This window comes from Candidatus Arsenophonus nilaparvatae (genome assembly GCF_045346035.1).
Taxonomy (GTDB): Bacteria; Pseudomonadota; Gammaproteobacteria; order Enterobacterales; family Enterobacteriaceae; genus Arsenophonus; species Arsenophonus nilaparvatae.
On record NZ_CP158507.1, the window covers coordinates 1,669,640 to 1,685,479 of the forward strand.

The window sequence follows — 15,840 nt, forward strand, 5'->3', positions numbered from 1 at the left end:
AAGTCTTAAATTAAGGGAGTCGATAATTAATGCCTCAGTTTTTTATAGAACGGCCAATATTCGCGTGGGTAATAGCCATTATTACCATGCTTGCTGGTCTATTGGCAATTATCAAATTACCAGTGGCGCAATATCCAACCATTGCACCACCTGCTATATCGGTTTCAGCAACCTATCCTGGAGCTGACGCCACCACTGTACAAAATACCGTTACTCAGGTTATCGAACAGAATATGAATGGGATTGATAATCTGGTTTATATGTCGTCAACCAGTGATGCAATGGGTAACATGTCTCTGACACTTACCTTTGAAGCTGGAACAGATCCCGATATTGCACAAGTACAGGTACAAAATAAATTACAATTGGCCATGCCATTACTGCCCCAAGAAGTACAGCAGCAAGGCATCCATGTTAATAAATCTACCGGTTCTTTCTTGATGGTAGTCGCTTTTATTTCTAAAGATGGCTCTATGAATCAAGAGGATATCGCGGATTATGTTAACTCTCACATTAAAGATCCTATCAGTCGAGTAAAAGGGGTCGTTGAAACCCAGCTGTTTGGCACTCAGTACGCTATGCGGATCTGGTTAGATCCAGATAAACTTGTTAAATACAATATGGCTACTCAGGATGTTATCAATGCCATAAAAATTCAAAATAACCAAGTTGCTGCCGGTCAGCTAGGTGGCACACCACCGATCGCAGGCCAGCGACTGGATGTTTCGATTATTGCTCAAACGCGGCTAAATAATGCCGAACAATTTGCCAATATCCTGTTACGAGTTAATCCGGATGGTTCTCAGGTTCGTTTAAAAGACGTTGCCGTCGTTGAGTTAGGTGCGGAAAACTATAGCATCAAAGCAAAATATAATGGCACGCCGTCAGCCGGTATTGGTATCAAATTGGCTACCGGTGCCAATGCCTTAGATACCGCAAAAGCCGTACGTGCTACGCTCGCTGAAATGGAGCCGTTTTTCCCTAACGGATTAGAGATTGTTTACCCTTATGACACCACGCCGTTTGTAAAAATTTCAATTAATGAAGTAGTGAAAACGCTGATCGAAGCTATCATGCTAGTCGTCGTTGTTATGTACTTATTCCTGCAAAACTTCCGTGCAACCTTGATCCCAACGATCGCAGTTCCTGTTGTTTTGCTTGGTACATTCGCTATTTTGTCTGCGATGGGTTATTCAATTAACACGCTTACCATGTTCGCAATGGTGCTCGCTATCGGACTCTTAGTCGATGATGCGATTGTGGTAGTAGAAAACGTCGAACGTGTAATGCAAGAAGAAGGATTATCACCTAAAGAAGCTACCAAAAAGTCGATGGGGCAAATTCAAGGGGCACTTGTCGGTATAGCCTTAGTATTATCGGCGGTATTTATCCCTATGGCTTTTTTTGGTGGCTCAACGGGCGCAATCTATCGTCAATTCTCGATTACTATTGTCGCCTCAATGGTGCTCTCCGTTCTGGTCGCGTTGATCCTAACTCCCGCCCTGTGCGCCACAATATTAAAACCTATCCCTAAAGGTACTCATGGTAAACAGACTGGCTTTTTCGGTTGGTTTAACCGTACATTTGAAAAAAGCGCGCATCACTATACCAATAGTATTGGCCATATGCTTAGAGGCACGGGCCGTTACCTGGTTATTTATGTTATATTAGTTGCCGGTATGGCATTTTTGTTCCTAAAGTTGCCCTCTTCATTTCTTCCCGAGGAAGATCAAGGGGTACTTTTGACTATGGTTCAGCTACCACCTGGTTCAACCCAGGAACAAACAGTCGCAGTGCTTCATGATATTGACCAATATTATCGCACCAAAGAAAAAGCGAATGTTAAATCTGTCTTTACCGTCAGTGGCTTTGGCTTCGCGGGACAGGGACAAAACATGGGGCTTGCTTTCGTCGTACTACAAGATTGGAAAGAACGTCATAGTGCTGAAAGCCATGTTTCTCAAATTATTAATCGTGCCAATCTTGCCTTTTCAAAAATACAAGAAGCTATCATCTTCTCTTTCAATATCCCTGCTATACCTGAACTAGGTACTGCCAGTGGTTTTGATTATGAACTTGTTGATCAGGGTAATTTAGGCCATGACAAATTAATGGCTGCTCGTAATCAACTACTAGGGCTTATCGCTCAACATCCTGATATATTGCAAAATGTCCGTCCTAACGGGCAAGATGATACTTCTCAATATCGTTTTTATATTGATCAACAGAAAGCGGAAGCATTAGGTGTTTCTATCAATAATATTAACGCAACGTTAAGTACCATGTTTGGCGGCATCTATGTAAATGACTTTATTGATCGTGAACGCGTTAAAAAAGTTTATGTACAAGCCTATGCCCCATTCCGGATGTTGCCTGCTGATATTGAAAAACTTTATGTCCGCAATAATCAAGGAAAAATGGTACCTTTTTCTGCATTGATTGATCATAGCAAAGATCCATGGCTATATGGTTCACCACGTCTGGAACGCCATAATGGTTTACCTGCAATGGAAATCCAAGGTTCTGCGGCACCAGGGAAAAGTACCGGTGATGCCATGCTATTAATGGAGCAACTTACTGAAAAATTACCTGAAGGTATTGGTTATGAATGGACCGGTATGTCTTACCAAGAACGTCTTTCTGGCAATCAAGCACCTGCTTTATATGTAATTTCTCTTATTGTCGTCTTTCTCTGTTTAGCCGCTTTATATGAAAGTTGGTCAATTCCTTTTTCTGTTATGCTAGTTGTACCATTAGGAGTTATTGGGGCATTACTCTTCACTTCAATTCGGGGATTAGAAAATGACGTTTACTTTAAGGTAGGTTTATTAACAACTATTGGTCTATCCGCCAAAAATGCCATTTTAATTGTTGAGTTTGCTAAAGACTTAATGGAAAAAGAAGGAAAAGGATTGATTGAAGCGACGCTAGATGCTGTCAGAATGCGTTTACGGCCTATTTTAATGACATCATTAGCATTCATGCTTGGCGTTTTACCGCTCGTTATTAGTAACGGTGCAGGTTCAGGCGCGCAAAACTCTGTAGGTACCGGTGTACTTGGAGGAATGATTGCAGCAACCACATTAGCAATCTATTTCGTTCCAGTATTTTTTGTCGTTATACGTAGACGTTTTACAAATAAATATTAGCTTAGTTAGATTATTAGTAATATTTCCATTAAAAGGCCAGATATTCTGGCCTTTTAAGTAAACATGTTTTTTAATAAATGAAAAATAACTCTAAATATATGACTAGAACTTATTTTTTAATAAAAAAATAAATAATAATAAAATAACACAGTAATACTGTAACTTTTTGTATATATTTGATATTTTGCTCTAGATTAGTTCCTTGATTAACATCATATAACAAAAAACTTTATACAGAGATAGTGACTTATGCGATAATAGTGCTATATTAATATCCAGTAGGTTGTTTGCTTTACTTTTGCTATACTCTCACAAGTATAAATTTTATAAATTATCTACATTCTTCTGATTGTTTATCGACACCCATTTATAATTTTGGTGACAATCATAATTAATAGTGTTTTGATTTTACAAAAAATAAAACAATATATTAATTCAATGGTAATTTCTTCATCTTTAGCAGTAATATGCAATAAAAATGAGTAATAACCCGTAATCTGTGGTTTAAATGGAGGTGATTATGGATGAGTACTCACCAAGGAGTTATGATATCTTAGTGCTAAAGTATTTATGTGATGCTCTATATCGTGAAGCGATGTTAACTTTGCATAGGACAAAAACCCATTGGAAAAATGATCTTGGTTCCGATCAAAGCGTTAAACTTAATGTATTAATTGACCATATCACAGATTTTATTGGTCAATTTAAATTAAAATATCCGAATAACGTAAACCTTTTTATTTTTATTGACGAATATTTGGATGAAACTTATAACCTATTTGGTAAACCTGTAATGAGCCTAACAGATATTTCTGATTGGCAAAAAATGAATGAGCATTTGGCTGAAATATTAACAAATGATATAAAATATTCATTAAGTAACACTTGACGCAACAGCCAATAACATTCATATTTTATACATCTATAATTTAAAGAAAGGAAATTATGACTAAAATTGACTATCTGAGGCGCTTAAGAAGATGTACGACTATCGAAACATTGGAGCGCGTAATCGAAAAAAACAAATATGAATTATCTGAAGACGAACTTGAATTATTTTATTCTGCCGCAGACCATAGGTTAGCAGAGCTCACAATGAATAAACTTTATGACAAAATTCCTTCGTCAGTTTGGAAATATGTTCGTTAATAAGTAAGTCTTTCCTTTATCAGATAGGATATGGTTATAATTTTAGCCGATAGCCGTTATCGGCTTTTATTAATAACTATATAACTTAAAATATTCATTTATTGCACGGATAATTATATCGTGGTGTTGCTTACGTTATTAGATTAAACAATGAATCATATTTATATTTTCACTTAATCAAAAAATAACCCTATAATTATCCTCACTCAACCATAACTCTTTTTCATTAATAAAAACCATACCCAAACAATAACTATTTATGAAAACAATCAATTCAATGCTATTTATTTTTTAATTAATAATTCAATTGCATCAGTAATCAAAATTTTTAATTTCACATAATCTTATTTTTCTATAAAAACTAAACCAAAAACTGACATTTAGATTAAAATCAAAATTCATCAAATTAATTGAAATTTTTTTCTACGTAAAAAACCAACCATATTGAATTAATTTAGCAATTTTCAACATAAAAACAATTTTTGTTAACTGGGTTAATTTTATCTGAAAAAATATAAATATCTTAGAAGTGTTAAACTGGCGGAGTCCTGTCAGCGACATCCCGGCACATACACCCCTTGCTATGGCTGCTTCTTTCCAGACCTGACCAAGTTAACAAGTTAGCATTGCGGGAGAACTAACAGGACCCCATTGAATGGCTCTATAAGAACAATAGAGGCACGTATTATGCGCTATTCATATTCAAATAGCAAGAAAACAGAAATCAAGTGTTGTTTTCTTATTCAAATAGATAATATTAAACATACAAATAGTTTAACAGTATATAAATAATAACAAAAAAGATTAAAGTTGACCTTATTTACAACAAAATAAGTATCTAATCTAGTATAATCTTAATTTACCAATCTTCGAAGTGATGAAAAAACAATTTTCAATATGAAATGTAAAAATATATTAATAAAAAATCCACAAATAAGTAAGAATAAAATAGAAAAAAGATTAATTAACCACATCTAGACGTTCTACGCTATCAGCATGTAATAAATTACCAATTTGTTGCAATTGGTACATCTGAGCATAAAGCCCCGAGTGTCGTAATAATTGATTATGTTTGCCTTGCTCAACGATTTTTCCACGATGTAAAACAAAAATTTTATCCGCGTCTATAACGGTAGAAAGTCGATGAGCAATAACGATTAATGTTGTCTGCCGACGAATTAACTGTAAAGCTTTTTGGATCGCTCTCTCAGTTCCCGAATCGACATTGGCCGTTGCTTCATCCAATATTAAAATTTTCGTCGTTCGTACTAAAGCACGCGCTAATGCCAATAATTGCTTCTGCCCCGCAGATAGCATGTTACCTTGCTCACCTAACAGCGTATTTAAGCCATCAGGCAATTTATATACCCAATCAACAAGCTGCACAGTTGCCAAAATATGCCAAACCTTCTGTTCTGAAATTTTTCTTCCCAGAGCGATATTGTCAAACAAAGTCGTTGCTAAAATAACCGGATCTTGCTGCACTATAGTAATAGAATTACGCAACACATGGTGAGAAAGTGAGGATAATGGGCGTCCATCGAGTAATATTTGTCCTTTTTGCCATGGATAGTATCCCATTAATAAGTTAGTAATCGTGCTTTTTCCACTACCTGTATGCCCAACTAATGCGACAAATTCGTTATCCTCTATCTGCAGATCAATATCGTACAATACATATTTATCATCACGATAAGCAAAAGAAAGCTTTTTTATATCCACGCGCCCTGACAATAAAGGTAATTGATCACAGCCATAACATTGTCGAGGGCTATCTATCAATTCAAAAATTCTTTCTCCTGAAACTACCGCTTGTTGTAATACAGATTGTTGTGAGGTTAATTTAATTAATGGCTCATTTAAACGCCCAAGATAATTAATAAACGCATACAATACTCCAACACCAATAACATCTATTCCCTTAAATCCAAATAATAGAATTAATCCACAAAGAGTTAGTGCAGAAAATAAATTCAATAGTGGGCGTAAAAGAATACTATCTAACTTTAATGCTTGCATCCGGGCTATATAATGCTGGCGATTCACTGCTAACATTTTCTCACCAAATCGGGCTCGTTGCCTAAACTGTTGAATAATAGTCATGCCGTTAATTATCTCATTAAAACCATCGTTAATATCAGCTAGGTAAGTACGTACTCGACGAACAATTGGTGTACTTAAACGCTGATAAATTACCATGACCAAAAATACTGCGGGGAAAATTAAGCTAGCAACTATTGCCATTCCCCTCTCTAAAAAAAACATCGCTACTAACATGGCAATAATTAGCGCTACACTACGAAATATAGTCGGAATAACGGTTACAAATAGATCCTTAACCACTTCAGTATCATTTGTCACTCGAGAAATCAGTTGCCCTACTGGTTGATTATCAAAAATACTCAATGGCTGCCTGATAGCGGCACTCATCACATCTGTACGTAATGTTTGAACAACTCCGATAGCGGCTTGATTAAATAAGATTGTTTGATAATAGTGTGAAATGGCAGCAATAATTTGTGATGCAAAAAAAATTATTATTAATATGACCGTGCTTTTCAACGGCATGTAACCTGTTGCTAACATATCATCAATAAAGTAACTCACCAAAAGGGGCCCACAAATTTCTGCCCCAGCTGCTATCCAGGATATCAAAACGGCAATAATTATCGGTTTACGAAATGAATTTCCATAAATTAGTAAGCGTTTTAAAGATGGCCATAAGCGACGACGATTATTCATGCTCATTTTCCAATGAGGCTTCAATTTGCTGATAGCTATGCATATCTCGATACCAACCAGGTTTTGCAATTAATTGCTGATGAGTACCTTGAGATAAGATAGTACCTTGCTGCAATACAAGTATCTGATCTGAATCCACTAATGCAGACAATCTGTGGGCACTAATGATGATAGTATGACACCCTTGCCACTGACGTAAATTTTTTAAAATTCTATTTTCAGTCTTTCCATCTACCGCAGACAAAGCATCGTCTAATATCAAAATTTCAGTATTTAATAATAGTGCTCTTGCAATAGAAATACGCTGTTTTTGTCCACCAGACAACATAATGCCACGCTCACCAACTTGTGTGTTATACCCATTAGGTAAACGCAAAATATCTTCATGTACATCAGCTAGTCTCGCCGCTTCCTCTATTTCTGTTTGGCTAGCAGTCGGTTTACCTAAAGCAATGTTACCCGCTATGGTATCGGAAAATAGAAATGGTATCTGGTTCACCACTGCCAGTCTGGCATGCCATTCTCCCTGCTGGATATCAGTCAGAGAAATAGATTGGAACAAAATTTCACCATCAATAACATCAAAATGGCGCTGTAATAATGATAATAATGTTGTTTTTCCTGCTCCGGTTGGACCACAAATTCCAACTAATTGCCCTGGCTGTATATGAAATACAATATTATGTAAGGAAGATATTGCCGCACCTGGATAATTAAATTGCCGAATATTCACCTTCAATTGACCAGCTCTTTGCTGTAAACACTGTTTTCCATCAATAATTGATGGGCATTGTTCAAATAAAACACAAATCCTACTATACGCAGCGCTTCCACGCTCAACAATATTAAACATCCAAGCAAGTGCTAACATTGGCCATATCATAAGTCCTAAATACATAACAAAACTGGTCAAATCACCTAATGTCATTTTATTATGCAAAACCATCCAGCTACCACCAGCTAACGCCAAAAAATTTGCAGTACCTATCGCAATATAGATTGTAGGGTCAAATTTCGCATCAACTTTAGCAACATGCATATTTTTACGTCCAGCCTCTAATGCGGCAATCTCAAACTGATGGGATTGGTGTTCTTCGATACCAAACGCTTTAATCATACGGATACTAGTTAAATTTTCCTGGGCATGATTATTGAGAGAAGAAAATGTAGCTTGAGCAGATTTAAAGCGTGTATGCAGTTGCTCACCATATCGCTTAATAATGACTGCCATGATTGGCATTGGTAGCAATGAAAGCAGGGTCAGTTGCCAACTAATCTCTATGCTCATGACAATTAACACAGCACAACCCATCACCAAAGAATCGACTAGTGTCAGGACACCTTCTCCCGCCGCAAAGACAACTCGATCAACATCATTTGTTGTACGTGCAATAAGATCGCCTACTCGATGTCGTAAATAAAACTCGCGAGTTTGGCGACTAAATTGTTGATAAAATTTTTGTCTTAACTGTACAGCTAATTTATAAGAAGCGCCAAATAACCATAACCGCCAAATATAACGCAATCCATAAATAATAAATGCAATAAGCACCATCACACTTATCCAGCCCAAAAGTTGTTTAATACTCATGGTTTGCTTACTAATACCATCAATAATAAAGCCAACAAGCCGTGGTGGAATAAGTTGTAACCCTGCAATAAAAATTAATAACATGACAGCACCAAAATACCGGCGCCACTCAGTTAAAAAATACCAACGTAATTGAGAAAATAATCTCACATTTTTTTATCCTGATATTGAAAATTGCATCAAAAAATATAATAAAATACAGCTCAATAAATTAATCAGATACAAACAAAATTGTGATATATTTTATTTTCTCAATCAAAAATAAAAATGATCAATTCAATTAACTATATTGTTGACTATATGTTTATAAAAACTATCGTAACCCACCAAATTTCATAATGTTATATAAAATATTTTTAACAACCTGATTTTATCAGCTTTATAAGCAATGTAATATCAGGATGTATTCAACAAATCATGGCATTTTTATCGCATAATTACATAAAATTAATATGCTACCGATAATAAATAGTCAGAATAAAATAATTCATATTTTATAATTTAAACAAATAATATAATACTATGAATATATCTTCCCAATTAAGGCTATCTAAACTAGATTAAACTCGGTAACATAACGTATCATCTTTACTAGCAAAATTTTTTACTTGTACTTTATCGATGGATAGCATTAAGCATGACGAAACGAGCAGTTATTGTATTTAGTGGCGGACAAGATTCGACCACTTGTCTTATACAAGCAATAAAACAATATAACGAAGTTCATTGTATCACTTTCAATTATGCTCAACGTCATAGTGCTGAAATTGTTGCTGCTCAAAAAATATGCCAGCATTTTAACATCGCAGCACATAAAATACTGGATGTCGGATTATTAAATGAACTTGCTATCAGTAGCCTAACTCGCGACAACATTCCAATACCTTCCTATGAAAAAAGTATTGAAAGTGAATTACCCAATACTTTCGTTCCAGGACGTAATATTTTATTTCTAACACTTGCTGCTATTTATGCTTACCAAGTTCAAGCTGAGGTGGTTATAACCGGTGTCTGTGAAACAGACTTTTCTGGTTACCCTGATTGTAGGGATGAATTCGTTAAAACGCTTAATCAAGCTATTTGTCTGGGTATAGCTAAACAAATTCGCTTTGAAACCCCTCTTATGTGGCTAAATAAAGCCGAGACTTGGGCACTAGCCGATTATTACCACTCATTAAAATTAGTACAAAATAAAACCCTTACTTGTTACAATGGTATCATAGGCAATGGTTGTCAACAATGTGCTGCCTGCCATCTGCGTGCAGAAGGATTAAAATATTATCTTAATCATCGACAAGCAATCATGTCCTCTTTAAAACAAAAAATGCACCTTAAATGATTTTAAATAGATACTATTTAACGATATTCAAACAATAAGCCAATTTAACTTACAATCAATGCCACTATATTAATTAATACAAGATACAATAAATTATTTTTAGTACTTTTGGCTTAAATATAATCTTACACTTCTAGCGTATACTGGTGTAATGAATAAGGAACTGAGATTAATAATTCCCTCTCAGCTCCTATTATGTGTTAATAGGTTAATTTCTCACGATTCTTTTCAATAAAACCCAAACCAATACCTGGCACATCTTGAAGATGTTCAATTGACTTAAATTCTCCAAATTTCTTACGATGTAACACGATTAACTGTGCTTTTTTCAATCCGATCCCATTTAATTTCTCCGCCAACTCCTCTTCAGATGCAGTATTGATATTAACTTTATCATCCATCAACTGTCGCTTGACTGTTTTATTTATAACTGATTTCGTTCCAGTTTGCGTTTGATCATTAACTACTTTTAGCTGATCAGATTGGGCAAATGCGGTATGAAAAAATCCTATCGCAAAAATTAAGATCCTAGTTGTATATATTAGTTTCTTTTTTATTATTAGAAACATCTTATAACCTCCTTGTTAATTAGTAAAAATCAATATTTATTTACCAAAATTGATATTATATTTCCCTGATGTATACGCTTTATGGCAGTTTGCTAAGCAATTCTGTGATAATTTTCTATGAAAAAACAGACTTTCTAAGCAATGAATAAGATACAAGAATAAAAAAACATTACGACAATAAAATGATATAACAGCAAGAGGCTGCACAAGCGCAGCCTCTAATTTATGTAATTGTATAAAATTATGTGGAAGTCGATCGCAAATTACTCAATTCGGCCTAAATCGACTTTAGCCTTATCACGTAAATTCAACATTAGTGATTCCATCATCACATCGCCAAGTATCATTTTATAGCGTTGCGAAAAGACTTTTAATTCATCTTCCGTCGGTTGCCCCTGAGTAACTTTGACCAATTGAATAATAACTAAATTATTTTTGCTATCTTTGCTACTGAGATAAGTTGGTGTATTTTCTTTAGGAATTGGCATCTGAAAAATTTGCTCAGCCAATGAGTCATTTTGATCAAAACGTTTGATAATCTTTGCCTCACCAAAGGTAATACCCTGTTTTGCCAAAGCCGCTGCACCTGTCCCTTGTTTTAATGCGCTCAGCAATTTATTGCCCTCTGCTTCCATCTCTTTTGTAGCTTTATTAAGCTTGACTAATTCAGCTACTGATTTTTTCACCTCATCGAATGGTTGTGTTACCTCTGGTTTATATTTTTCAACTCGAATAACAAATGCACGATCACCATCGACATTAATGACATCTGAGTTAATACCTGTTGGCCCATTTTTATCTAATAAGTTGCCGTTAAAAATAGAATCAGCCACTTTATCAAATCTTATTTCTTCAGGAAGATTATTACGACTAAACCAATCTGTTGTTACCGCTTTAATACCAGTAACTTTTTCAGCTGCTGCTAACGATTCGTTATCATCCATCGCCACGCGACTTGCAGTTTGTTGTAATGAATAAAATGCATTAATCGCTTTTTCATTTTTTAGGCTATCGGCAATCTCAGTTTTTACTGACTGAAAAGATTTTATTACTTCAGGTTTAATATCATCAAGACGAAATATAATATAATTGCTAGCCGATTTTATTACGCCAGAAACCTGTCCTTTTTTAGTTAGATTCGCAGCAATAATTTCACTTGGCATTGAAGTCACCTCCATCCAACCAAGAGCACCATGATTTGCTGCACTAAATTTATCTGTCGATTTTTCGGTAACTAATTGCTTAAAATCAGCCCCATCAGCCAATTCTTTAGCAACGGAATCGGCTTCTTTTTCTGTTGCCAATTGGATCATGCTGTAATGTTTTTGCGCAGGCTGCGTAAAATTAGCTATATTTTGCTCATAATAGCTTTTCAGCTCTTCATCTTTGACTGCCACATTTTCACGTTGAGAAGCGGCATCTAACTTAATATAACTAACCTGTACCTGTTCGGGTGAAATAAAACTGTTCTGATGTGTATTATAGTAATCTTGTAATTCTTTATCTGTCACCGTTTGTTTAGATTGATAGTTAGCAAGCGATATAGTTGCTGTTTTTACTTCACGTTGCTGTAAAAGTAACTCAGCATAGGACTTAATTTCTTCAGGTAAGACAAATTCATCTGTCACATACATTTTACTGAGTTGACGGTTAATCAAATTTTGTCGTATTTCTTGGGCAAGATCATCGGCATTAACATTATGTTGAGATAAAATAGCCCGATATTTTTCACTATCAAAATGCCCGTCAGTATGAAATATCGGCATGTTGTAGATATCTTGCTTAATTTGCTCATCACTCGCCGTTAAACCCAATTGATTTGAATATTGATTAAGCAATGTCACACCAATCAAACGTTCTAAAGCTTGACGACGCAGCATCTGGATCCCTTGCTCGCTGCTGGCAATTTCAGCAAATTGATCACCTAGTCGTTCTTGTAATGCTTGCTTTTCTTGCTGAAAAGCTTGCTGTAATTGAACTTGACTAATTGCTGTGCCATTCACTTTCGCCGCGTGATTACTTGAACCGCCAATCAGGTAACCACCAACGCCGGTAAGCACAAAAGATAGGATAATAATCACAAATACTATTTTTAGCACAGGACTATTCGCCGCCGTGCGTAGGTTGTCCATCATAAAGAGGCTACTCTCCGTTTTAGTCAAAGTAAATAGACGCATAATACGCTATTTTAGCGTAAAAGAAAAAAGCGCATCACCTTTATGATGCGCTCTATCCTAACTTACTAAAACAATTGATTCGGTTTTAGTTTATCCGTTAACAGTATGCCGCAATCCTTATTTTTTCTTGTGGCCGTTAACAGCATCTTTTAATCCTTGGCCGGCTTTAAATGTCGGTACCTTTGCCGCAGCTATCTTAATAGCCTTACCTGTTTGAGGATTACGTCCAGTACGTGCTGGGCGCTCTTTACTTTCAAAAGCGCCAAAGCCTATTAACTGAATTTTATCTCCTTTTTTGAGAGTTTGAGATACAATTTTGAGAAATGCATTTAACACGCTCTCAGAGACTGATTTAGCAGCCTTTGACTCTTTAGCAATTTTTTCTATTAGCTCTTTCTTTTTCACGCTTATCATCCCCATTTTATTAATTATGGATTAAACAAACATATTGCTAACGGTTCACAAAAAGATGACACCGTCGTATCAATACTACAAAAGTATGGCAAGAAAACATATTACAGCCAAATAATTATAGATTTGTTTACTTAATTTATTTAGTAGATAAAAAAAACTGATAAATCATTTAAGATTTATCAGTTTTAAATTTATGTGAAATTTTTAATTTAAATCAATGCATTAAGAGCATTTTTTAGTCACTATCTCCATCCCAAAGGGGGGATTTTGTAGTGCAATAGAAAAAACCTCTTCAATGGTCTTTACCGGGTAAATTTTTAGATCTGCGATAACATTTTGGGGTATTTCTTCCAAATCTCGACGATTTTCATCGGGAATTAACACGATTTTTATACCACCACGGTGAGCGGCTAACAATTTTTCTTTTAAACCACCAATTGGTAACACTAATCCTCGTAATGTTATCTCACCAGTCATCGCTACGTCTGCTCGTACAGGATTACCGGTCAAACAAGAAACTAACGCTGTGCACATTGCAATTCCTGCACTGGGACCATCTTTTGGTGTTGCTCCCTCAGGTACATGCACATGAATATCCCGTTTTTCGTAGAAATCAGCATTAATACCTAGCTTTTCTGCTCGCGCCCGAACTGCAGTTAACGCCGTTTGAATAGATTCTTGCATAACCTCACCTAACGATCCGGTATAAGTGAGTTTACCTTTGCCAGGTACACAAGCGGTTTCAATAGTTAATAAATCGCCACCAACTTCTGTCCAAGCTAAACCCGTCACTTGACCGATACGATTTTCGGTATCTGCACGACCGTAATCAACTTTACGCACACCAAGATAGTCTTTTAGATTATCTTCATTGATGACAAGGTGTTTCAATGATTTATCCATCAGTAGTGCTTTTACTGCTTTACGGCATAATTTGGAAATTTCACGTTCTAAACCACGAACACCAGCCTCGCGGGTATAATAACGAATAATACCAATAATTGCGCTATCGTCGATCGTAAGCTCGCCTTTTTTCAATGCATTTCGCTGAATCTGTTTAGGTAACAAATGTTTTTTGGCAATATTAAGTTTTTCATCTTCGGTGTAACCTGAAAGACGAATCACTTCCATACGATCTAATAACGGTGCTGGAATGTTCATCGAATTTGAAGTCGCAACGAACATCACATCAGAAAGGTCATAATCAACTTCTAAATAGTGATCATTAAACGCAACATTCTGTTCTGGATCAAGTACTTCAAGTAAAGCAGATGCCGGATCACCACGCATATCCGAAGACATTTTGTCAATTTCATCTAACAAAAATAAGGGGTTCTTAACACCCACTTTTGCCATTTTTTGAATAAGTTTCCCGGGCATAGAGCCAATGTATGTTCGTCTATGTCCACGAATTTCTGCTTCATCACGGACACCACCAAGTGCCATACGAATATATTTACGCCCTGTCGCTTTAGCAATTGATTGACCCAATGATGTTTTACCAACACCTGGCGGTCCCACCAAACATAAAATTGGCCCTTTAATTTTACTCACGCGACTTTGCACAGCTAAGTATTCAAGAATACGTTCCTTAACACGTTCTAAACCATAATGATCTCTATCCAGTGTCTCCTGAGCTTTCAGTAAATCTTTTTTAACTTTACTACGAGCATTCCACGGGACCTGCACCATCCAATCAATATAGCTCCGTAAAACTGTCGCTTCAGCAGACATAGGTGACATCATTTTCAATTTTTGTAATTCTGCCTCCGCTTTTTGCCGAGCTTCCTTAGGCATTTTAACTTCTTCGATTTTGCGCTTGAACATTTCATATTCATCAGGCGCGTCCTCCATCTCACCTAATTCTTTCTGAATTGCTTTCATCTGCTCATTCAAATAGTATTCGCGCTGACTTTTCTCCATCTGCTTTTTAACGCGATTACGAATACGTTTTTCAACCTGCAGTAAATCAATTTCAGACTCCATCATTGCCATCAAATATTCAAGGCGCTCAACTACATCAACCATTTCTAATACACGCTGTTTATCCGCTAGTTTTAACGGCATATGAGAAGCGATTGTATCAGCCAATTTGTCCGATTGTTCAATAGAATGCAATGATGTTAATACTTCAGGTGGGATCTTTTTATTCAGTTTAATATAGCCTTCAAACTGATTAATGGTTGTCCGATTTAAGACTTCTTGCTCTTTTTCATCAACAGTCGGAGAACTAAAATACTCAGCCTGGGCAATGAAATATTCTCCATTATCTGTTAGCATAGTGATTTTTGCACGACGCAGACCTTCAACTAAGACTTTAACCGTACCATCTGGTAGTTTTAGCATCTGCAAAACAGAAGCAACTGTCCCTACAGAGAAAAGATCATTTACTCCTGGCTCATCAGTCGATGCTTCTTTTTGAGCCACCAACATGACCTGTTTATTCTGATCCATTGCAGCTTCAAGACAGTGAATCGATTTCTCGCGGCCAACAAACAATGGGATCACCATATGTGGATAAACCACGACATCTCGCAGAGGCAGTACAGGAATTTCAATGCGTTCGGAACGCTCAAGATTCATAAGGTTCTCTCTTCGTTTAGCTTATGCCAATTTTAGGGTTTCCTTAAAAGTTTTGAGAAACCTCAGTTTAAATATAGAGTTACATGGGGACAAAATTTTGATATTCAATAGTCTGATTCGGTATTAA

The 15,840-nt window shown here is 36.1% G+C and carries 10 protein-coding genes and 1 other RNA gene; 4 read left to right on the forward strand and 7 right to left on the reverse strand.

Annotated elements, in window-relative coordinates; all coding sequences use genetic code 11:
• Window positions 1-29 precede the first annotated feature (29 nt).
• The 3 genes from WH390_RS08145 (at window position 30) to WH390_RS08155 (ending at window position 4,298) form a co-directional block, all read left to right on the forward strand.
• Window positions 30-3,149, forward strand: a complete 3,120-nt coding sequence (locus WH390_RS08145) for an efflux RND transporter permease subunit (protein ID WP_032115136.1) — start codon at window positions 30-32, stop codon at window positions 3,147-3,149.
• A 520-nt stretch (window positions 3,150-3,669) separates the two neighbouring features.
• Entirely contained in the window at window positions 3,670-4,038 is a 369-nt protein-coding gene (gene tomB, locus WH390_RS08150) for an Hha toxicity modulator TomB (protein ID WP_032115135.1), read from the forward strand.
• A 56-nt stretch (window positions 4,039-4,094) separates the two neighbouring features.
• On the forward strand, window positions 4,095-4,298 hold the full coding sequence (locus tag WH390_RS08155) for an HHA domain-containing protein (protein WP_032115134.1): 204 nt from the start codon (window positions 4,095-4,097) through the stop codon (window positions 4,296-4,298).
• 546 nt (window positions 4,299-4,844) lie between these two features.
• Here WH390_RS08155 and ffs read toward each other — a convergent pair.
• The 3 genes from ffs to WH390_RS08170 form a co-directional block, all read right to left on the reverse strand.
• Window positions 4,845-4,941: signal recognition particle sRNA small type (gene ffs, locus WH390_RS08160), an RNA gene on the reverse strand.
• A 317-nt stretch (window positions 4,942-5,258) separates the two neighbouring features.
• Complete coding sequence (locus WH390_RS08165; protein WP_032115133.1) at window positions 5,259-7,040, reverse strand: SmdB family multidrug efflux ABC transporter permease/ATP-binding protein; 1,782 nt, start codon at window positions 7,038-7,040, stop codon at window positions 5,259-5,261.
• A complete protein-coding gene (locus tag WH390_RS08170; protein ID WP_032115132.1) occupies window positions 7,033-8,781 on the reverse strand; it encodes a SmdA family multidrug ABC transporter permease/ATP-binding protein in 1,749 nt (582 codons plus the stop codon). The genes WH390_RS08165 and WH390_RS08170 overlap by 8 nt, the downstream gene beginning before the upstream one ends.
• Window positions 8,782-9,268: 487 nt before the next feature.
• Between WH390_RS08170 and queC the strand changes: the two genes are divergently transcribed.
• Complete coding sequence (gene queC, locus WH390_RS08175; protein WP_032115131.1) at window positions 9,269-9,970, forward strand: 7-cyano-7-deazaguanine synthase QueC; 702 nt, start codon at window positions 9,269-9,271, stop codon at window positions 9,968-9,970.
• Between the two features lie 200 nt (window positions 9,971-10,170).
• On the opposite strand, the gene WH390_RS08180 is transcribed toward queC, so the two are convergent.
• The 4 genes from WH390_RS08180 to lon form a co-directional block, all read right to left on the reverse strand.
• Window positions 10,171-10,539, reverse strand: coding sequence for a ComEA family DNA-binding protein (locus WH390_RS08180; protein ID WP_052044842.1), 369 nt, complete (start codon window positions 10,537-10,539; stop codon window positions 10,171-10,173).
• 263 nt (window positions 10,540-10,802) lie between these two features.
• On the reverse strand, window positions 10,803-12,674 hold the full coding sequence (gene ppiD, locus WH390_RS08185; protein WP_032115130.1) for a peptidylprolyl isomerase: 1,872 nt from the start codon (window positions 12,672-12,674) through the stop codon (window positions 10,803-10,805).
• A 159-nt stretch (window positions 12,675-12,833) separates the two neighbouring features.
• Window positions 12,834-13,121: an HU family DNA-binding protein gene (locus WH390_RS08190; protein WP_032115129.1), complete on the reverse strand. Its 288-nt coding sequence runs from the start codon at window positions 13,119-13,121 to the stop codon at window positions 12,834-12,836.
• A 231-nt stretch (window positions 13,122-13,352) separates the two neighbouring features.
• The gene (gene lon / locus WH390_RS08195; protein ID WP_032115128.1) at window positions 13,353-15,713 is read right to left on the reverse strand and encodes an endopeptidase La; all 2,361 of its coding nucleotides are present in this window, start codon (window positions 15,711-15,713) and stop codon (window positions 13,353-13,355) included.
• Window positions 15,714-15,840: the final 127 nt, after the last annotated feature.